This window comes from Acidimicrobiales bacterium (assembly GCA_016794585.1).
Lineage (GTDB): Bacteria > Actinomycetota > Acidimicrobiia > Acidimicrobiales > DATDAH01 > JAEUJM01.
Window position 1 is genome coordinate 36692 of sequence record JAEUJM010000017.1, and the last position, 18510, is coordinate 55201.

At 71.9% G+C, this 18510-nt stretch carries 14 protein-coding genes; 8 read left to right on the forward strand and 6 right to left on the reverse strand.

All coding sequences use genetic code 11. From position 1 onward, the window contains the following. Nucleotides 1-77: 77 nt before the first annotated feature. Complete coding sequence (gene cysC / locus JNK12_09355; GenBank protein MBL8776127.1) at nucleotides 78-683, forward strand: adenylyl-sulfate kinase; 606 nt, start codon at nucleotides 78-80, stop codon at nucleotides 681-683. Nucleotides 684-690: 7 nt separating this feature from the next. Then, on the forward strand, nucleotides 691-1437 hold the full coding sequence (locus JNK12_09360; GenBank protein MBL8776128.1) for a hypothetical protein: 747 nt from the start codon (nucleotides 691-693) through the stop codon (nucleotides 1435-1437). On the opposite strand, the gene JNK12_09365 is transcribed toward JNK12_09360, so the two are convergent. From JNK12_09365 to JNK12_09375, 3 genes are all read right to left on the reverse strand, one after another. After that, nucleotides 1403-1768 (reverse strand): hypothetical protein, encoded by a 366-nt coding sequence (locus JNK12_09365; protein ID MBL8776129.1) that lies wholly within the window; start codon nucleotides 1766-1768, stop codon nucleotides 1403-1405. The two genes, JNK12_09360 and JNK12_09365, sit on opposite strands and share 35 nt — an antisense overlap. Nucleotides 1769-1933: 165 nt before the next feature. Further along, nucleotides 1934-3646 carry an energy-dependent translational throttle protein EttA gene (gene ettA, locus JNK12_09370; protein MBL8776130.1) on the reverse strand — a complete coding sequence of 571 codons (1713 nt, stop codon included), beginning with the start codon at nucleotides 3644-3646 and terminating at the stop codon, nucleotides 1934-1936. Nucleotides 3647-3877: 231 nt separating this feature from the next. Further along, nucleotides 3878-5164, reverse strand: a complete 1287-nt coding sequence (locus JNK12_09375; protein ID MBL8776131.1) for a hypothetical protein — start codon at nucleotides 5162-5164, stop codon at nucleotides 3878-3880. A gap of 61 nt (nucleotides 5165-5225) precedes the next feature. On the opposite strand from JNK12_09375, the gene JNK12_09380 reads away from it, so the two are divergent. After that, nucleotides 5226-6566, forward strand: coding sequence for a M20/M25/M40 family metallo-hydrolase (locus tag JNK12_09380; GenBank protein ID MBL8776132.1), 1341 nt, complete (start codon nucleotides 5226-5228; stop codon nucleotides 6564-6566). Continuing rightward, nucleotides 6563-7999, forward strand: a complete 1437-nt coding sequence (locus tag JNK12_09385; GenBank protein ID MBL8776133.1) for a sulfatase — start codon at nucleotides 6563-6565, stop codon at nucleotides 7997-7999. The genes JNK12_09380 and JNK12_09385 overlap by 4 nt, the downstream gene beginning before the upstream one ends. A 124-nt stretch (nucleotides 8000-8123) precedes the next feature. Here the strand turns inward: JNK12_09385 and JNK12_09390 are convergent, their stop codons facing one another. After that, a complete protein-coding gene (locus JNK12_09390) occupies nucleotides 8124-9707 on the reverse strand; it encodes an SMP-30/gluconolactonase/LRE family protein (GenBank protein MBL8776134.1) in 1584 nt (527 codons plus the stop codon). 118 nt (nucleotides 9708-9825) lie between these two features. Then, nucleotides 9826-13632: a multifunctional oxoglutarate decarboxylase/oxoglutarate dehydrogenase thiamine pyrophosphate-binding subunit/dihydrolipoyllysine-residue succinyltransferase subunit gene (locus tag JNK12_09395; protein ID MBL8776135.1), complete on the reverse strand. Its 3807-nt coding sequence runs from the start codon at nucleotides 13630-13632 to the stop codon at nucleotides 9826-9828. A 1-nt stretch (nucleotide 13633) separates the two neighbouring features. Between JNK12_09395 and xth the strand changes: the two genes are divergently transcribed. Both xth and JNK12_09405 read left to right on the forward strand, forming a co-directional pair. Beyond that, nucleotides 13634-14422 carry an exodeoxyribonuclease III gene (xth, locus tag JNK12_09400; GenBank protein MBL8776136.1) on the forward strand — a complete coding sequence of 263 codons (789 nt, stop codon included), beginning with the start codon at nucleotides 13634-13636 and terminating at the stop codon, nucleotides 14420-14422. After that, the gene (locus JNK12_09405; protein ID MBL8776137.1) at nucleotides 14419-15180 is read left to right on the forward strand and encodes a PaaI family thioesterase; all 762 of its coding nucleotides are present in this window, start codon (nucleotides 14419-14421) and stop codon (nucleotides 15178-15180) included. Before xth ends, JNK12_09405 begins: the two co-directional genes overlap by 4 nt. Before the next feature lie 16 nt (nucleotides 15181-15196). Here the strand turns inward: JNK12_09405 and JNK12_09410 are convergent, their stop codons facing one another. Beyond that, entirely contained in the window at nucleotides 15197-17287 is a 2091-nt protein-coding gene (locus JNK12_09410; protein MBL8776138.1) for an ATP-dependent DNA helicase UvrD2, read from the reverse strand. Nucleotides 17288-17342: 55 nt separating this feature from the next. Between JNK12_09410 and JNK12_09415 the strand changes: the two genes are divergently transcribed. Continuing rightward, nucleotides 17343-18113, forward strand: coding sequence for a hypothetical protein (locus JNK12_09415; protein MBL8776139.1), 771 nt, complete (start codon nucleotides 17343-17345; stop codon nucleotides 18111-18113). A 25-nt stretch (nucleotides 18114-18138) separates the two neighbouring features. Next, on the forward strand, nucleotides 18139-18486 hold the full coding sequence (locus tag JNK12_09420) for a metallopeptidase family protein (GenBank protein ID MBL8776140.1): 348 nt from the start codon (nucleotides 18139-18141) through the stop codon (nucleotides 18484-18486). Nucleotides 18487-18510 lie beyond the last annotated feature (24 nt).

The following is an 18510-nucleotide window of genomic DNA, read 5'->3' on the forward strand; positions in this document are numbered from 1 at the left end:
ACGTCGTCCGTGGCGTCCCCGGCCACCGGGCCGTCCGGCGCGCCGCCGCCGGCCGTCCGGCCGCCTAGCGTCTGACCATGGCCAGCGAGAACGTGGTGTGGCACCAGTCCGACCTGCCACGGGCCGATCGCTGGGCCGCGCTCGGGGTGCGGGGAGCGACGCTCTGGTTCACCGGACTCTCTGGTTCCGGCAAGTCCACCGTGGCGGTGGCCGTCGAGCGTCGCCTGCTCGAAGCCGGCGCCCCCGCGTACCTGCTGGACGGCGACAACCTTCGGCACGGCCTCAACGGCGACCTCGGCTTCAGCGCCGACGACCGGTCCGAGAACGTCCGTCGCGTCGGCGAGGTGGCCCGGCTCTTCGCCGATGCCGGCGTCGTCGCCCTGGTGCCGCTCATCAGCCCCTACCGGGCTGACCGCGACCGCTCCCGGGCCGCCCACGAGGCCGCCGGGGTCCCGTTCTACGAGGTCTTCGTGAACACCCCCATCGAGGAGTGCGAGGCCCGGGACCCGAAGGGTCTCTACGCCAAGGCGCGGGCCGGCGAGATCACCGGCTTCACCGGCATCGACGACCCCTACGAGGCGCCCGTCACGCCCGATCTCGAGCTGACCCCCGCCGACGGCGACCCCGCCGCGCAGGCGCAGCTCGTGCTCGACCTGTTGCACCGCACCGGTTCGCCGGCCTGACCTGTCCGTGCGCCCCGCTCCGCCTGGACCCTTCACCACCCGGCGCCTGGGCGCCCTGGTGGTGATGAGCGTGCTGCTGGCCGCTGCGGCGGCGTGCGGCGGCGATGGGGATGGCACCGGAGCGGCTGCCGGGACCGCGGTGGCCGCTGCCGGGCCCACCACGGCCACCGCCACCGCCGAGGAGCTGGCCGACCTCGACCTCACCCCGGCGCTCCTGCGAGCGCGGGACTTCCCCGACCCCGAGGCCGTGGAGCCCATCCTGGTGGGAGCCGACTTCGGGGCCGTCGGCCCCGGTCAGCGCATCAAGGTGTGCGGGCAGGACATCCGCGCCGATGTGGGGGCCGACCGGGGCCGCTTCTCGCAGTTCCGGGTGGACCGGTACGCGGTCACGCAGACCATCACGGCCCTGCCCGAGCCGCAGGCCACCGCCCTCGGGCAGCGCTTCGCCGCCCTGGGCCGCACGTGCACCGAGCCGTGGACCCAGCCCGACCCCAACGGGGGCGAGATCACCCGTCGCATCGTCGGCCCGGTGCCCCTGCCGGACCTCGGCGCCGACGCCGCTGCCTACCTGGTGCGGGCCGAGAACCGGCTCGGCCGGGACGACTCGATCCTGCTGATGGTCGTCGACGGCCCCTACGTGTCCACGCTGACCGTCACCGGCCCGGTGGACGACCGCTTCGAGCTGGTCGAACCCCTGGAGCTGGCCCTGGCCGAGCGCCTCAGGACGCTGCCGGCGCCCGGCGGGGAGGCGTAGGGGCGGGCGCCGCGGCCTCACCGTGGGGCTGGCCGGCGGACTCGTAGCACTCGGCGTGGTAGTGCTCGACCCGGTCCCACACGCCCTTCACGTACACGTTGCAGATCACCTGCTGGAGGCGGACCTTGGCCCGGAACTTCACGGGCTCACCGCACTCGCGACAGGTGACGGAGCTGCCTGGCTCGATGGCCCGCAGCACCGCTCGGCTGGTCCAGCGCGTGGCCGTGCGGCGCTTCGCCCTGGTCTTGGCCGGCGAGGAGCGGGGGGTGCTTCGGCCGGCGGGGGCCTTGGCCTCCGCTGCCCGAGGCCGGGTGGCGGTCTTGGGAGCCATGCCCTTCCCGTCGGCCGTTCTCGGGCTGGTCTGAGGATCCGGGTGATGCCGTCGGCTCCGGATCGGCGCTGCCGCATCGCTTCCGGATGCCGTTCTCGAGGCAATGCCCCCTGGATTCCGGGGGCCATTGCCTCGAGTTCGCGGATGCGGGCCGGCCCGGTGGGCTCAGCCGCGGACGAGGGGCTTGTACTTGATGCGGTGGGGCTGGTCGGCCTCGGCGCCGAGCTCCTTCTTGCGGAAGGCCTCGTATTCGGTGAAGTTGCCCTCGAACCAGCGGACCTGGGAGTCCCCCTCGAAGGCCAGCACGTGGGTGGCCACCCGGTCGAGGAACCAGCGGTCGTGGCTGATGATCACCGCGCAGCCGGGGAACGACTCGAGGCCCCCTTCGAGGGCCCGCAGGGTGTCGACGTCGAGATCGTTGGTGGGCTCGTCGAGCAACAGCACGTTGCCGCCGGTCTTCAGCACCTTGGCGAGGTGCACGCGGTTGCGCTCGCCGCCCGACAGGGTGCCGACCTTCTTCTGTTGGTCGGAGCCCTTGAAGTTGAACGACGCCACATAGGCACGGCCGTTGACGACCCGGCCGCCGACGGTGACCTCGTCGAGGCCGCCGGTGATCTCCTCGTAGACGGTGGCCTCGGGGTCGAGGGAGGAGCGGGACTGGTCGACGTAGGCGAGATCGACGGTGGGGCCGATGGTGAGGGCGCCGGCGTCGGGTGCGGTGGGGCCTTCGGCGTCCCCCTCGGCGGCGGCCACGATCATGCGGAACAGCGTGGTCTTGCCGGCGCCGTTGGGGCCGATGACGCCGACGATGCCGGCGGGCGGCAGCGAGAACGACAGGTCCTCGACGAGCAGGTGGTCGTCGAAGCCTTTGGCCAGGTGGTCGGCTTGGATGACCAGGTCGCCCAGGCGCTGGCCCGAAGGGATCGAGATCTCGAGCTCGCTGGCCCGGCCGTCGGCGGCTTTGGCCTCGGCCAGGAGCTTGTCGTAGGCGGCGAGGCGGGCCTTGCCCTTGGCCTGGCGAGCCTTGGCCCCCATGCGCACCCATTCCAGCTCGCGCTCGAGGGTCTTGGCCCGGGCCGAGTCGGCCTTGTCCTCCTGGGCGAGGCGCTCACGGCGCTGCTCGAGCCACGAGCTGTAGTTGCCCTCGAACGGGTGGCCACGGCCGCGGTCCAGCTCGAGGATCCAGCCGGCCACGTTGTCGAGGAAGTAGCGATCGTGGGTGATGGCCACGACGGTGCCGCTGTAGTCCTGGAGGGTGCGCTCGAGCCACGCCACCGACTCGGCGTCGAGGTGGTTGGTGGGCTCGTCGAGGAGCAGCAGGTCCGGCCGGGAGAGCAGCAGGCGGCAGAGCGCGACGCGGCGCTTCTCGCCGCCGGAGAGCGTGGAGACGTCGGCGTCGCCGGGGGGCAGGCGCAGGGCGTCCATGGCGATCTCGATGGTGCGCTGGAGGTCCCAGGCGCCGGCGGCCTCGATCTTGGCCTCGAGGTCGGCCTGCTCGGCGCCCAGCTTCTCGTAGTCGGCGTCCGGGTCGGCCCAGCCGGCCAGCACGGCGTCGTAGCGGGCCAGCAGCGTGGCGGTCTCGCCCACGCCGTCCATGACGTTGCCCTGGACGTCCTTGCTCTCGTCGAGGTGCGGCTCCTGCTCGAGCATGCCGACGGTGAAGCCCTGGGTGAGCTTGGCGTCGCCGGTGAAGTCCTCGTCGAGGCCGGCCATGATGCGCAGCAGCGACGACTTGCCCGACCCGTTGGGCCCGATGACGCCGATCTTGGCGCCCGGGTAGAAGGCGAGGGTGATGTCCTTCAGCACCTCGCGATCGGGCGGGTAGAACCGGCTGACCTTGCGCATGGTGAAGATGAACTGGGCGCTCGAAGCAGACATGACCCTCTTGTCTATCGACTCCCGCACCTGACGCCTGCTTCGGCCTGAGATTGCCACCGGCGCCGTTTTGCGAGAGGCGCAGCCTCTCGCCTGACAAACGGGGTAGCGACGGAGCGGGTGGCGCCGGTCCGGAGGGTCCAGGAGCCGCCGCCGGTTCTGGTTTTTGGCGGCGGTCCTGGATACCGGACCGGTGACAGGACCCGCTCCGTCGCGGGGGTAGCCCCCAGGCTCCTACTTCTTGCGGCCGATGAGCTTCTTGGCGGCCTCGGCGATGCCGCCCTTCTTCTTGGTGGCGGGCGCCGTGTCCTGGACGCCGTCGCCGCCCCGCTGGCTCTTGAGGGGTGCCGCGCCGGTGCGGGGGGCGCCCTCGGTGGCCTTCTGGGTGGCCGCCCGTCGGGCCGACGCGGCCTTCGGGCTGGCCTCCTCCGCGCTGGGCGGCGCCGGCGTGTTGGGTAGGCCGGGCACGATGAGGTCGATGCCGCGGCGGGGCGTGTCGAAGGCCAGGACGACGAAGTCGCGCACCTCGCCCCGCTCGAGCACGTCGCGGGCGCTGCGGGGCGGCGGGTCACCGAGGGCCTTGAGGGCCACGTAGCAGCGGGCGCCGCCGGCCAGCACGTAGGCGCCGTGGGACGAGAACTGCTCGACTTCGCCCGAGACCGTGCTGCCGACGGGGTAGTTGGCCACGAACTCGATGAAGGGGAGCGGGTCGTTCGTCTTGTTGACGCTGGCGCGCTTGGCCGGCGCGTTGCCCGCCGGCTCGGCTTTCGCCTGGGAACGGCCACTCGACTTGGTCCCCGCGGCGGTCTGCTTCGCCGGCGATTTCGCGGTCTCCTGGGTGGTGCTCCCGGCGCCTGAGTCGCCGCCTCGCCCGCCGCGACCTCGTCCGCCCCGGCTGCGACGGGAGCCGGTCGAGGGGCCGGCGGCGCTGTCCTCGGTGGCGTTCGTCGTCTCCGCGGCGCTCGAGGAGCGTCCTCGGCCCGATGCGCTGGATGAGGACGACCGGGAGGAGCTGCGGCCGCGACCGGCGGGCGCCTCGGCCGGCTCGGCGGCTCGGCTGTTGCGCTTGCGGGCGTCGCGCACGGCGCGCTGGCTGGTCGCGCCTCGCACGGGGCTGCGCGACACGAACACCCATCCCACGTCGGGCACGGGCTTGCCGCCGATGAGGCGACCCTCGTCGAACAGCCAGGGATGGGTGCCGTGGAACTCCTGGAAGGAGTCGTTGGACAAGATGAGGGCGCCGGCCCGCTCGGCGATCTCGAGCACGAAGGCGTCGCCCCGGCCGATGGCGCCCGCCGGCGGCGTGACCATCTCGTTGTTGGCGATGGCCTCGTCGAAGAGCGCACGCTCCGAGGGGTCGATGCGGTGGCCGAACGTGGCGTCGACCACCACGGTCAGCTTGTCGTGCGGATGCTCCTCGAGGAAGGCCCGCACCGCTTCGTCGAGTTGTTTGAGGCTGGGGGTCGAGCGGCCCTCGGTTGCGATGTTCGAGCCGTCGACCACGACATGCGTGGATGCCATGACAGGCCTAGTCAACCACCTGGAGGGTCCGAAACCGGACATCACCTAACGTGCTGGCGTGCTGCCTGCCGCCGACACCGTCACCGCGGAGGTCACGGACCTCCTTCAGAACCTGATCCGCAACGCGTGCGTGAACGACGGGACCGAGGCGTCCGGGCAGGAGGTGCGCAGCGCCGACCTGCTCGCCACGTACCTGGAGGGCCCCGGCCTCGACCTCGAGCGCTACGAGGCCGCCCCGGGGCGCACCAGCCTCGTCGGGCGCATCGAGGGCACCGACCCCGAGGCGCCCACCTTGCTGCTCATGGGCCACACCGACGTCGTGCCCGTCACGCCCTCCGGGTGGAGCCGCGACCCCTTCGGCGGCGAGCTGGTGGACGGCGAGGTGTGGGGCCGGGGCGCGGTCGACATGTTGAACCTCACCGCCTCGATGGCCACCGCGTTCAAGTACCTCGCCCGCGACGGCTTTCGACCCAAGGGCACGCTGATCTACCTGGCCGTGGCCGACGAGGAGGCCAACGCCACCTACGGCGCCGGCCATCTGGTCGAGCACGAGCTCGACGCCGTCCAGGCCGACTACGTCATCACCGAGTCGGGCGGTATCCCCATCCCGTCGCCCACCGGCCTCAAGCTGCCGGTGATCGTGGGGGAGAAGGGCCTGCACGGCGTGCACCTCAAGATCAGCGGCACCCCGGGGCACGGCTCACAGCCCTTCAAGACCGACAACGCGTTGGTCACCGCGGCCGAGGTCGTTCGCCGCATCGCCGAGCACCAGCCCGCCACGCAGATCCACGACATCTGGCGGGCCTTCCTCGAGGGCATGGAGTACCCCGAGGAGCTCGTGGCGCCCCTGCTCGACCCCGAGCAGCTCATGGGCGCCCTCGACTTCCTCCCGGTGGGCATGGCCCGCCAGTTCCACGCCTGCACCCACACGACGATGGCGCCGACGGTCGTGCACGGCGGGACCAAGATCAACGTCATCCCCGACGAGGTCGTCCTCCAGGTCGACATCCGCACCCTGCCCGGGCAGACCGCGGCCGACATCGACGCCATCCTCGCCGACGCCCTCGGCGACCTCGCCGACCGGGTCACCATCACGGTGGACAGCGACGATCCGTCCAGCTCGTCGCCGGTGGACACGCCGCTCTGGGACAGCCTCGCCCGCCTCACCCCCCGCTGGTACGGCGAGTCGAAGCTGGTGCCCTTCCTCACCGTGGGCGCCACCGACGGCCGCTTCTTCCGCCGCCGCGGCGTCCCCGCCTACGGCTTCGGCCTGTTCAGCGAGAAGCTCACGATCGAGGACTTCGGCGACATGTTCCACGGCAACGACGAGCGTGTCGACCAGGACTCACTGCGCCTGTCCACCGAGCTCTGGGACGCCGTCGCCCGCGACTTCCTGGCATGACCGCCGACGGGTCGTCGCCCCGCCGGCGGCCGAACGTCGTGCTCATCAACTGCGACGACCTCGGCTACGGCGACCTGGGCTGCTACGGCTCGACCCGCAACGACACCCCGGTCCTCGACCGGATGGCCGAGGAGGGCCTCCGCCTCACCGACTTCTACATGGCGTCACCCGTGTGCTCGCCGTCACGGGCGGCGATGCTCACCGGCTGCTACCCGCCCCGGATCGGCTTCGACCAGTTCGACGGGCTCCCCGTGCTGTTTCCCGGGCAGCGCTTCGGCCTCCACGAGGACGAGGTCACCCTCGCCCAGGTCCTGTCCGACGCGGGCTACGCCACCAAGCTGGTGGGCAAGTGGCACTGCGGCGACCAACCCGGCTTCCTGCCCACCCGGCGCGGCTTCGACGGCTACTTCGGCCTGCCGTATTCGAACGACATGGGCCGCCAGCGCACCGAGAACGACTTCTCCCTCCCCGCGCTCATGGCGAAGCTCGGGATCCCCTTCGTGGACGAGATGCCTCCGCTCCCGCTGCTGCTCGACGACGAGGTGCTCGAGCAGCAGCCCGACCAGACGTCGCTGACGGCGCGCTACGTGGACGAGAGCATCCGCTTCCTGCGGGCCAATCGGGACCGGCCCTTCTTCTTGTACCTCGCCCACATCTACGTGCACCTGCCCATCTACGTGCAGGAGCGCTTCGCGGTCGCCTCCCGCAACGGCCGCTACGGGGCCGCGGTGGCGTCCATCGACTGGGCGGCCGGCGTGCTGCTCGCCGAGCTGCGCTCGCTCGGCCTCGACGACGACACCATCGTCATCTTCACGAGCGACAACGGCTCGCGGGCGCGCGACGAGGGCGGCAGCAACCTGCCCCTTCGGGGCGAGAAGGCCACCGCCTGGGAAGGCGGACTGCGGGTCCCGTGCATCGTGCGCTGGCCCGGGCAGGTGCCGGCCGGGGAGGTCCGCTCGGACCTGACCACGGCCATGGACCTCCTGCCCACACTGGCGACGCTGTGCGGCGGCGAGGTGCCGGGCGACCGGACCATCGACGGCCGGGACATCTCCCCGATCCTCCTCGGCGACGCCGGCGCCACCTCCCCCCACGAGGCCTTCTGGTACTACGTCGGCGACCAGCTCCATGCCGTCCGGGCGGGCCGGTGGAAGTTGCACGTGTCCCGCGAGGGGGCCGCGGTCGAGGAGCTCTACGACCTGGTGGACGACCCTGGCGAGACCAGCGACGTCGCTCCGTCGCACCCGGAGGTGGTGGCCGACCTCCTGCGCCATGCCGAACGGGCACGGGCCGAGCTCGGTGATCGCGCCACTGGTCGCATCGGCGGCGGGCGCCGTCCGGTCGGCGAGGTGTCCGATCCGGTCCCGCTGACCACCTTCGACCCGGCCCACCCGTACTACCTCGCCGAGTACGACCTCACCGACATGGGCTAGCGGCGGTGCACCGGCGGACGGATCGCCGGGCGCCCATCGCCGACCGCTTCCTGGGCGCGGCCGCGCCGCCGCCCTCCGCCGCCGGCCACCACCGCTCACACGGTGGCCGGCGGCGGGGCGTGGATCAGGGGACGCCGGTGACGACCTCGCAGCTCTGGGCGATGTCCGTGCCGGTCTGGCCGGCGCAGCTGTCCCGGTTGGTGCCGCCGACCATGCGGTCGTTGCCGGCGCCGCCCTGGATGCCGTCGTTGCCGCTGCCGCCGCTGAGCTGGTCGTCGCCGTTGCCGCCGAGCACCGCATCGGCGCCCTTGCCGGTGTTGACGGTGTCGTCACCGCCGCCGGCGTTGACCAAGTCGAGGCCGTTGCCGCCGGTGACGGTGTCGTCGCCTCGGCCGCTGCGGACCGTGTCGGAGCCGTCGCCGGCGTTGATGGTGTCGTCGCCGTCACCGCCTTCGATCTCGTCCTTGCCGATGTAGCCGGTGATGGTGTCGCCGCCGCCGAGGCCACAGATGACGTCGCCGCCCCCGAGGCCGTCGATGGTGTCGGCCGCGCCGGTCCCCACGATCACGTCGGCCCCGCCGGTCGGCGTGCCGGCCACGCCGACGAGCACGGTGGCGGGCTCACCGTCGCAGGTGGTGCTGGACGGGTCGAGCAGGAGCCGCCCGAGGCGTGTCGTGCCGCTGCTCGTGTACCAGAGGTTGCCGTCGGGACCGACGGTGATGTCCAGCGGCTGGCTCGTAGACGACACGCCGGCAGGGTCGACGAACTTCGTCATCGCTCCGGTCGGGGTGACCCGCACGATCATGTTGGAGGCGTAGGAGGTGAACCAGAGGTTGCCGTCAGGGCCCGAGGTCAGGCCCGACGGACTGCCGATCTCGAAGTCCGCGTCCCCGAAGGTGGTGATCGAGGCGGCGATGTCAGCGGCGTCGGGGTCGAGGCGGCCGATTCGATGGTTGAACTGGTTGGTGTACCAGAGGTTCCCGTCGGGCCCGGTCACGATCTCGTAGGGGCCGTCGCTCGACGAAGGGCCGCCGGGGTCGGCGAAGGTGGTGATGACGCCAGCGGGGGTGATGCGCCCGATCCGGTCGCTGACCGAGTTCGTGTACCAGAGGTTGCCGTCGGGACCAGCGGTGATGCGGAAGGGACCGTTCGTCGACGCCGTGCCCCCGGGGTCGGCGAAGGTGGTGATGGTTGCCGCCACGTTGGGGGCGTCCGGGTCGAGGCGGCCGATGCGGTTGTTGCCCTGGTTCACGTACCAGATGTTGCCGTCGGGACCGGCGGCGATGCCGTCGGGGATGCTCGTCGAGGCCGTGCCCGCCGGGTCGGCGAAGGTGGTGATCACGCCGGCCGTGGTGATGCGTCCGATGCGGTTGTTGCCCGGGTTGGTGAACCAGAGGTTGCCGTCGGGCCCGGCCACGATGTCGGCCGGTTCGTTCGTGGACGAGCTGCCGTTGGGGTCGGCGAACGAGGTGATGACGCCGGCGGGGGTGATGCGCCCGATGCGGTCGGTGTCGGGGTCGGTGAACCAGAGGTTGCCGTCCGGCCCGGGCGTGATCGAGTACACGTCCTCGATGGTCGCCCCGGGGTCGGCGAAGGTCGTGATGGGCGCCGGCACCGTCGCCGCCGCGGCAGGCGGGACGGAGGCGACGACGACGCCGAGCGGGGCGGTCAGGAGGACGAGGGCCGAAGCGGCACGACGGAGGTGCATGGCGCCATCCTCCGGGAACCGCCTGCAGCGCGCATCCGTAGCACTACGGAGACCGGGGCCTGTTCCTGGCCGCCGACGCCGCCCGGTCGAGACCTGGGGTGCCGACCCGAGTGGGTTGCTAGATCGAGAGGGCGGCCTCGAGGAGGGCGGCCTGCTCCTGGCCGTGGACGGCGTGGCTGCCGGTGGCCGGGCTGCCCGACTCGGTGCGGCTGATGCGGCGGATCTCGTGGGTGTCCTCGTGGGCCTCGTACAGGCGGCCCTTCACGAAGTTCCAGGGGCCCATGTTCTCGGGCTCCTCCTGGAGCCACACGAGCTCACGGGCGTTCGGGTAGTGCTCGAGCGTCGCCGCCACCTGCTCGTACGGCCACGGGTAGAGCTGCTCGACCCGGGCGACGGCCACGGGGGTACCCATCTCGTCGCGCTTGGCCAGGGCGTCCTGGGACACCTTGCCGCTGGCGAACACGACCCGTGTGACCGCCGCCGGGTCGGCCACGCCCACGTCGTCGATGACCTCCTGGAAGGTGCCCGACGTGAGCTCGTCGACCGACGACCGTGCCGAGCGGGCCCGCAACAGGGACTTCGGCGTGAACACCACCAGCGGCTTGCGCACGCCCCGGTGCATCTGGCGGCGCAGCAGGTGGAAGTACTGCGCCGCCGTGGACGCGTTGCACACCTGGATGTTGTCCTCGGCGCAGAGCGTGAGGAAGCGCTCGATGCGCGCCGACGAGTGCTCGGGGCCCTGGCCCTCGTAGCCGTGCGGGAGCAGCATGACGAGGCCCGAGGTCTGACCCCACTTGTCCTCGGCGGCCACCAGGTACTGGTCGATGACGATCTGGGCGCCGTTGACGAAGTCGCCGAACTGCGCCTCCCAGCACACGAGGGCGTCCTTGTGCGTGACGGAGTACCCGTACTCGAATCCGAGGGCGGCGTACTCGGACAGCAGCGAGTCGTAGATGAAGAACTTGCCCTGCTCGGCGCCGAGGTGGGCGAGCGGGGCGTACTCGGCGCCGGTCTCGTAGTCCACGAGGGTGGAGTGGCGGTGCGAGAACGTGCCACGCCGGCTGTCCTGGCCGGCGATCCGCACCGGGGTGCCCTCGAGCAGGAGCGAGCCCAGGGCGATGGCCTCACCGAAGCCCCAGTCCACCTCGCCGTCGAGGAACATCTGGTACCTGGTCTCGAACTGCTTGGCCAGCTTGGGGTGGATGTGGAAGCTCTCGGGGGCCTCGACGAGCGCAGCCATGATCCGGTCGACCACCTCGCGCGGGACGGCGGTGTCGACGTGGGGCAGCACGCCGGCGGGCGGCGGCGGCGCCTTGGCCACCGCGTTCTCGGGCGGGGCCGACTCGCGGGTGTGGTCGAGCGCCTGCTGGAGCTTCGTCTGGAAGTCGTCGAGGGCGCGCTCGCACTCCTCGAGGGTGATGTCGCCGCGCTTGACGAGCGACTCGGTGTAGAGCTTGCGGACGGAGCGCCGCGCCTCGATGCGCTTGTACATCAGCGGTTGGGTGTAGCTCGGGTCGTCACCCTCGTTGTGGCCGTGACGCCGGTAGCAGATCATGTCCACGACCACGTCCTTGTGGAAGCGCTGGCGGTAGGCGAACGCGAGGCGGGCGACGCGCACGCAGGCCTCGGGATCGTCGCCGTTCACGTGGAAGATGGGGGCCTGCACCATCTTGGCGATGTCGGTGCAGTACTCGGAAGAGCGTGCCGCCTCGGGAGAGGTGGTGAACCCCAGCTGGTTGTTGATGATGACGTGGATGGTGCCGCCGACCCGGTAGCCCTTGATCTGCGAGCAGTTGAGGGTCTCGGCCACGACGCCCTGACCGGCGAAGGCGGCGTCACCGTGGAGCAGGAGCGGCAGCACCGAGAAGGTCTCGGGCTGGTCGATGATGTCCTGGCGGGCCCGGGTCATGCCCTCGACGATGGGACCGACCGTCTCGAGATGCGACGGATTGGCCGCGAGCTCGATGGGCAGCAACTTGCCGGTGCGGCTGACGAACTTGCCGGACTGGCCGAGGTGGTACTTCACGTCCCCAGAGCCCTGGATGGTCTCGGGGTCGACGTTGCCCTCGAACTCCTTGAAGATCTGGTCGTAGCTCTTGCCCACGATGTTGGCGAGCACGTTGAGCCGGCCGCGGTGGGCCATGCCCATGACTGCGCCGTCGAGGTCCTCGTCGGCCGCAGCCTCGAGGATGGCGTCGACGAGGGGGATCACGCTCTCGCCGCCTTCGATGCCGAAGCGCTTCTGGCCGATGTACTTCTGGCCCAGGAAGCGCTCGAAGGCCTCGGCACCGTTGAGCTTCTCGAGGATGTGGCGCTGGTCGTCGGTGGGGAGGTGGGGGCTGACCCCTTCGACCTGCTCTTGGATCCAGTGCTTCTCCTCGGGCTCCTGGATGTGCATGTACTCGATGCCCACGGTGCGGCAGTAGGCGTCGCGGAGCACGTGGAGGATGTCACCGAGGGGCAGCGACTGCGTGCCGCCGAGGCCCTGGGTGAGGAACTCCCGGTCGAGGTCCCAGATGGTGAGCCCGTAGGTGGCGGGGTCGAGCTCGGGGTGCATGTGGGGCTCTTTCCACGCCAGCGGATCGAGATCGGCGATCAGATGGCCCCGCACCCGGTGGGCGTTGATGATCGCGTTGACCTGCATCTGCTTCTCGAGGAGCGCCTGCTCGCGGTCGCGCGGGTTGAAGTCCCGGCGCCACTGGACGGCCTCGTAGGGGACGCCCATCGAGCGGAAGACGTCGACGTAGAAGTCCTCCTCGCCGAGGAGCAGACCGCTGACGGCCTTGAGGAACATGCCGGACTCGGCACCTTGGATGATGCGGTGGTCGTAGGTCGAAGTGACGGTGGTGACCTTGGAGACGCCGAGGTCGGCCAGGGTCTGGGGGTCCGCGGCCTGGTAGGCGGTGGGGTACTCGATGCTGCCGACGCCCACGATGAGCCCCTGGCCCGGCATGAGGCGGGGGACCGACTGCTTGGTACCGATGGTGCCGGGGTTGGTGAGGGTGACGGTGACGCCGGCGAAGTCGTCCGGGGTGAGCTTGTTGGTGCGGACCTTGCGGATGAGCTCCTCGTAGGCGCCGTGGAACTCCTTGAAGTCCATGGTGTCGGCGTCTCGGATGCAGGGCACGAGGAGGGTGCGCGAGCCGTCGGACTTCTCGACGTCGACCGCGAGGCCCAGGCCGACGTGCTCGTGACGCAGGACCTGGGGCTTGCCGTCGTCGGACTCGACGTAGGTCGAGTTCATGACCGGCATCGTGTCGGCGACGGCACGGACGATGGCGTAGCCGATGAGGTGGGTGAACGAGACCTTGCCACCCCGGGTGCGACCCAGGTAGCCGTTGATGACCTGGCGGTTCACCTCGAGCAGGCGGGCGGGCACCTCACGGAAGCTGGTGGCCGTGGGGACGGTGAGGCTGGCCTCCATGTTGGCCACGATGCGGGCGGCGGCGCCCCGGATGGGCTGCGCCTCGGGGGCGTCGGAGGCGGTCGCCGGCGCCTCGACAGGAGCGGCCGGTGCCTTGGCGGGAGGGGCGGAGGGCGAGGGAGCGGAGGCGGCGGCGGTGGCCGGAGGGGCCGTTGCGCTCGCGGCCTGCTGTCCGTTGCCGGCTGGGGTCGGAGCCGAGGCGTCGGCGGTGGGTGCGGGTGGTGCGGCGGTCGCCGCCGCCGTCTGCACAGGCGCCTCGGGCCGGTAGTCCGCGAAGAACTCCCGCCAGCTCGCGCTCACCGAATTGGGGTCTTCGCGGTACTGGTCGTACATCTCGTCGACGAGCCACTCGTTCGGGCCCACCGTCGGTGTCGCGGGTTCGTCAGCCACGATTGGGATCCTAACGGTGCCCTGCAACCTGGCTCCGGGGTCAGGTCGGGTCGCGGGGCCGGGTGGGTCGGGGGTGGTTCGGTGGTCGGGCACAGGGGGTACCTTCCCCATCGTGCGCATCGTCACCTGGAACGTGAACTCGCTGAAGGCGCGCCTGCCCCGGGTGGAGGAGTGGCTGGCCCAGGTGGGGCCCGACGTCATCTGCCTCCAGGAGACGAAGCTGGCCGATCCCGCCTTCCCGGCGTTGACCTTCCAGGCCCTCGGCTACGAGGCGGCCCACCACGGCGAGGGGCGCTGGAACGGCGTCGCCATCCTCTCCAAGGTCGGCCTCGACGACGTCGCCTACGGCTTCGGCGGCGACGACCCCGAGCTCGAGCGCGAGGCCCGCATCCTCACCGCCACGTGCGGGGGTGTGCGGGTGTCGAGCGTCTACGTGCCCAACGGGCGCGAGGTCGGCCACGACCACTACCACTACAAGCTGGCGTGGCTGGCCGAGCTCCTCCGGTTCCTCGACCGTGACGGCGCCGCCGGTGCGTCCGGCAACCGGGTCCTGTGCGGCGACTTCAACATCGCCCCCGACGACCGTGACGTGTGGGACGCCAGCGCGGTGCACGGCGCCACCCACGTCAGCGCGCCCGAACGCGATGCCCTCGCCGAGCTGTGCGACTGGGGCCTGGTCGACGTGTTCCGCGAGCGCTACGACGCCGGCGGGCTGTACTCGTGGTGGGACTACCGGGCGGGGAACTTCCACAAGGGGATCGGCATGCGCATCGACCTCATCCTGGCCACCCGCCCTCTGGTCGACGGCCTGGGGGCCGTGCTCATCGACCGCAACGCCCGCAAGGGCCAGTCTCCGTCCGATCACGCCCCGCTGCTCGCGGACTTCGAGGTGCTCACATGACCGACCAGCCGCCCCCTGCGTCCTCCCCGCCGCCGAAGACCTCCGTCCACGACACGGTCACGCCCGAGGAGGCCCGCCGGCGCCTGACCGACGCCTGGGACGACGGCGTCGAGCACAACCTCACCCCGCGCCACCTGGAGATGCGCCGCCTGGCCGACGCCACCCGGCTCGTCATCGAGCACCTGATGTCCACGGGCGCGCCCGAGGAGGCCCTGTCGGCCGCGGCCGACGCGGTCGAGCGCATCGCCGCCGATCTCGACGAGTTCCCCCACGGCAGCATCTACGAGGGCTTCGCCGAGGCGGCGAACTCGGGGGCCAACCCGTCGATGGGCTTCTTCGACCACAGCCCACTGATCGGCAAGGCCAACCCGCTGGCGTCCCCGATCGAGGTCTCCATCGAGGGTGACATGGTGGTGGGCAAGGCCACCTTCGGCAGCGCCTACGAGGGGCCGCCCGGGTGCGTGCACGGCGGCTTCGTGGCGGCCGCGTTCGACGAGATCCTCGGCGCCGCCCAGTCCATGAGCGGCCTGCCCGCCATGACCGGCACCCTCACCATCCGCTATCGCAAGCCCACGCCGCTGCACCGAGAGCTCCGCTTCGAGGGCGAGCTGGTGGAGGTGCAGGGCCGGAAGGTCTTCGCCACCGGCCGCGTCTACGCCGGCGACACCCTGACCGCCGAGGCCGAGGGCATCTTCGTGACCATCAACTTCGACCGCTTCAAGGCCCTCATCGACGAACGCGACCAGCCCGCGGGCTGAGCCCAGCGCGACGTCCTCAGGCGTCGGCGTGCTCCGCCACGACGGCGAGGAGGGTCTCGCCGTAGCGGGTGGCCTTGACCTGGCCCACGCCGGGCAGCGAGAGCAGACCGGCGATGTCGCGGGGGCGGGCCACGGCCATCGCTTCCAGCGTCCGGTCGGGGAACACCACGTACGCCGGCACGCTGGCGGCGCGGGCCTGCTCGAGGCGCCAGGCCTTGAGGGCGTCGAAGACCTTGGCGTCGCCGGCGCTCAGGGTGGCGGGGCTCTTGGCCCCTCGGGCGCGCCGACCGGTGCCCTGCTGCGCGGCCAGGAGCTGACGCTCCTTGCGCACCTCGGTGAGGCTGTCGACGGGCTCGCGCCCGCCGGCCAGGGCGTCGAGCACCGACCGCACCTCGAGCAGGTACGGGGAGGGCTGGCGTCGCGAGCGGCGTGAGCCGAAGGTGCGCTCGGCGGCCCACGACAGGCGCAGGACGCGCTCGGCCCGGGTGAGGGCCACGTAGAACAGGCGACGCTCCTCGGCCTCGGCGTCGGGGGTCTTGGCGTGGCCGATGGGGACGAGGCCGGCCTCGACGCCCGCCACGTGGACGATGGGCCATTCCAGGCCCTTGGCGGCGTGGAAGGTGGCCACCTCGACGGCGTCGCTGCCGCCGCCGGCGTCCTCGGAGCGGGCCGCGGCGTTGAGCCACTGGACGAAGCCGGCGGCGCTGGCCGACGGGTCCAGGCCGACGTAGTCGTTGCCCAACTGCACGAGGGCGGCGAGGTTCGCCCGGCGCTGCTCCTGTTGCTCGGTTTCCTGCGGCACCTCTCGCTCGTCGCCCTCGTCCGTCGGGAGGGCGTCGCCCCCGTCGGTCTCCTCGGCGAAGCGGCCGGACACGTCGGCCTCGAGGTCGGCCAGGGCCACCGGGAAGGGCGCGCGCGACCCGCGTAGGCGCCGCAGCGCCTCCTTCACCTCGGGCTGGGCCGTGAGGGTGGCGCCGCCGCGCACCCGGTGGGGGATGCCCACCCGACCGAGGGCGTCGGCGATGAGCGCGGCCTGGGCGTTGGTGCGGGAGAGGACGGCCTGGTCCGACCACGGGCGCCCCGGGCCGTGGGTGTCGCGGACGGACCGTGCGATGCCCCGGGCCTCGTTGGCGTCGTCGGCGTACTCGACGATCGCGGGCGGCTCGCCCGGGGGCCGGTTCGGGCGCAGGGGTGCCCCGACCTCGCGCTCGGCGATCACGGCGTTGGCCACCGCCAGGATCTGCGGCGTGGACCGGTAGTTGTCCCGGAGCTCGTGGACCTCGGCTCCCGGGAAGTGGCGGGCGAACTGGTTGAGGTAGCCGGCGTCGGCGCCGTTCCAGGCGTAGATGGCCTGGCGGGGGTCGCCCACCACGCAGAGGTCGGTTCGGTCGCCGAGCCAGGCCCGCAGGAGCGCGAACTGGAGCGGGTTGACGTCCTGGAACTCGTCCACGAACAGGTGACGGAAGCGCCACCGCTGCGTGGCCGCGAACTGCGCGTCGCTGCTCAGGGCACGCTCGCAGAGGACGAGCAGGTCGTCGAAGTCCACCAGGCCCCGCTTCGCCTTGTCCTGCTCGTAGCGCTCGTAGACGGTGGCCATCTCCCGACCCGGCAGCGGGGGTCGCCGGTTGTGGTGCAGGGCCTCGTCGGCGTAGTCCTGGGGGGCGATGCGGCGGGCCTTGGCCCATTCGATCTCGCCGATGGCGTCGAGTGGGTTGACCTCGCGCTGACCCGAGCGGCGGGGGATGTTGCGGGCGACGAGGGCGAACTTCCGGTCGAGCAGGGTGGGCTCGGGCTCGCCGCGCTCGAGCCAACGGGTGCGGAGCTGAGCGAGCGCGATCCCGTGGAAGGTGCCGGCGGCGACGCCGTCGCGCAGGCCCAAGCTGCCGAGTCGGGCACGGAGTTCGCCCGCGGCCTTGCGGGTGAAGGTGAGGGCCAGCACCCGGTGGGGCTCGGCCGTGCCCGTGGCCACCCGGTGGGCGATGCGGCGGGTGAGCACCCGGGTCTTGCCCGAGCCGGCACCGGCGAGGATGCAGAGAGGGGCGGCATCGGTGGTGACGGCGGCGCGCTGGTCGGCGTTCAGCCCCTCGAGCAGCCCGTCGGCGTCCACCGGTGCACCCTACCGACCGGGTCCGACAGCGGAGCCGGGGGTGCCACCATGGGGCATGCAGTTGCCCGAGGGGCAGGCGCTCCGCGCCATCTACGACGAGTCGGGGCCCGGGTCCACGGGCCGGCGCCTCGACGTCCTGGCCGACCCCGACGGGCGCTTCGTGGTGCGCGACCCGGCCACGGGCACGGAGTCCCGGTGCGACGGCACCACCGTCTGGTCCCTCGCCGACGCATCGTCGGCGTTCGTCGGTCGGGTACCACCCGGCCCGCTCGACACCTTCGCGCTCCTGCCGCCGCTGCTCGCCGAGCTGTTGCACTCGGGCTCCGAGTACCTCAGCGCCGCCTTCGCCGACCCGGCCACCACGGACGAGGAGCTGCCCCTGGGCTGCGTGCGCATCTCGGGCTCGGACCTCTCGATCGTCTACGACCGCAGCATCGACGTGGTCCACGAGTACCGCCGCCCCGACGGGCTGCGGCGCCGCCTCACCGCGCTCGAGGTGGTGGCGGTCGGGCCCGGCGACGACGGGGCGCCGGCTCCCTGGTCGGGCCCGGCGGTGGCCCACCGCGGCGGGACGGTGACGGTGTCCACCACGGCACCGGTGGCTCGGGTCGAGGACGCACTGGCCGGCGCGTGCTTCGCCGCCCACCTCGAGCACGAGTCACCGGTCCTCACCTACTGGTTGGACGGACCGGGGGTCGACGGTGAGGGGTTGGCCCTCGATCGGTGCCTGGCGTGGGCGCAGGCCCTTGACGCCGACGTGCGCGTCTCGGTGGACCTGCTCACGGGCGAGACCGTCGACCTTCGGGGCACGACGTACGGGGACTGACCCGGGGCCGGTACCGTCCCGGTCCATGGTGGCGGTGAGCCCGGAGCGCTTCGAAGAGCTGGTGGGCGATGCCCTCGACGGCATCCCCGACGAGCTGGCCGACCTGATGGACAACGTGGCGGTGTTCGTCGAGGACCGGTCGCGCAAGCGCGGGCTCCTGGGCCTGTACCAGGGCATCCCGCTCACCGAACGGGACGCCGGCTACGGCGGGATGGTCATGCCCGACCGCATCACCATCTACCGCGAGCCCATCTGCGCGATGTGCCGCACCGAGCAGGAGGTGGTCGAGCAGGTGCGCATCACCGTCGTCCACGAGGTCGGCCACCACTTCGGCATCTCCGACCACCGCCTCCACGAGCTCGGCTACGGCTGACCGGGCACGGTTCGTCGGAAGCCG

What these genes read in the sequence shown, in the direction of transcription:
- JNK12_09385 (MBL8776133.1), top strand. Translation starts at nt 6,563, where the DNA reads ATGACCGCCGACGGGTCGTCGCCCCGCCGGCGGCCGAACGTCGTGCTC.
- cysC (MBL8776127.1), top strand. Translation starts at nt 78, where the DNA reads ATGGCCAGCGAGAACGTGGTGTGGCACCAGTCCGACCTGCCACGGGCC.
- JNK12_09395 (MBL8776135.1), bottom strand. Translation starts at nt 13,632, where the DNA reads ATGGGGAAGGTACCCCCTGTGCCCGACCACCGAACCACCCCCGACCCA.
- JNK12_09375 (MBL8776131.1), bottom strand. Translation starts at nt 5,164, where the DNA reads ATGGCATCCACGCATGTCGTGGTCGACGGCTCGAACATCGCAACCGAG.
- ettA (MBL8776130.1), bottom strand. Translation starts at nt 3,646, where the DNA reads ATGTCTGCTTCGAGCGCCCAGTTCATCTTCACCATGCGCAAGGTCAGC.
- JNK12_09415 (MBL8776139.1), top strand. Translation starts at nt 17,343, where the DNA reads ATGCAGTTGCCCGAGGGGCAGGCGCTCCGCGCCATCTACGACGAGTCG.
- JNK12_09420 (MBL8776140.1), top strand. Translation starts at nt 18,139, where the DNA reads ATGGTGGCGGTGAGCCCGGAGCGCTTCGAAGAGCTGGTGGGCGATGCC.
- JNK12_09365 (MBL8776129.1), bottom strand. Translation starts at nt 1,768, where the DNA reads ATGGCTCCCAAGACCGCCACCCGGCCTCGGGCAGCGGAGGCCAAGGCC.
- JNK12_09390 (MBL8776134.1), bottom strand. Translation starts at nt 9,707, where the DNA reads ATGCACCTCCGTCGTGCCGCTTCGGCCCTCGTCCTCCTGACCGCCCCG.
- JNK12_09405 (MBL8776137.1), top strand. Translation starts at nt 14,419, where the DNA reads ATGACCGACCAGCCGCCCCCTGCGTCCTCCCCGCCGCCGAAGACCTCC.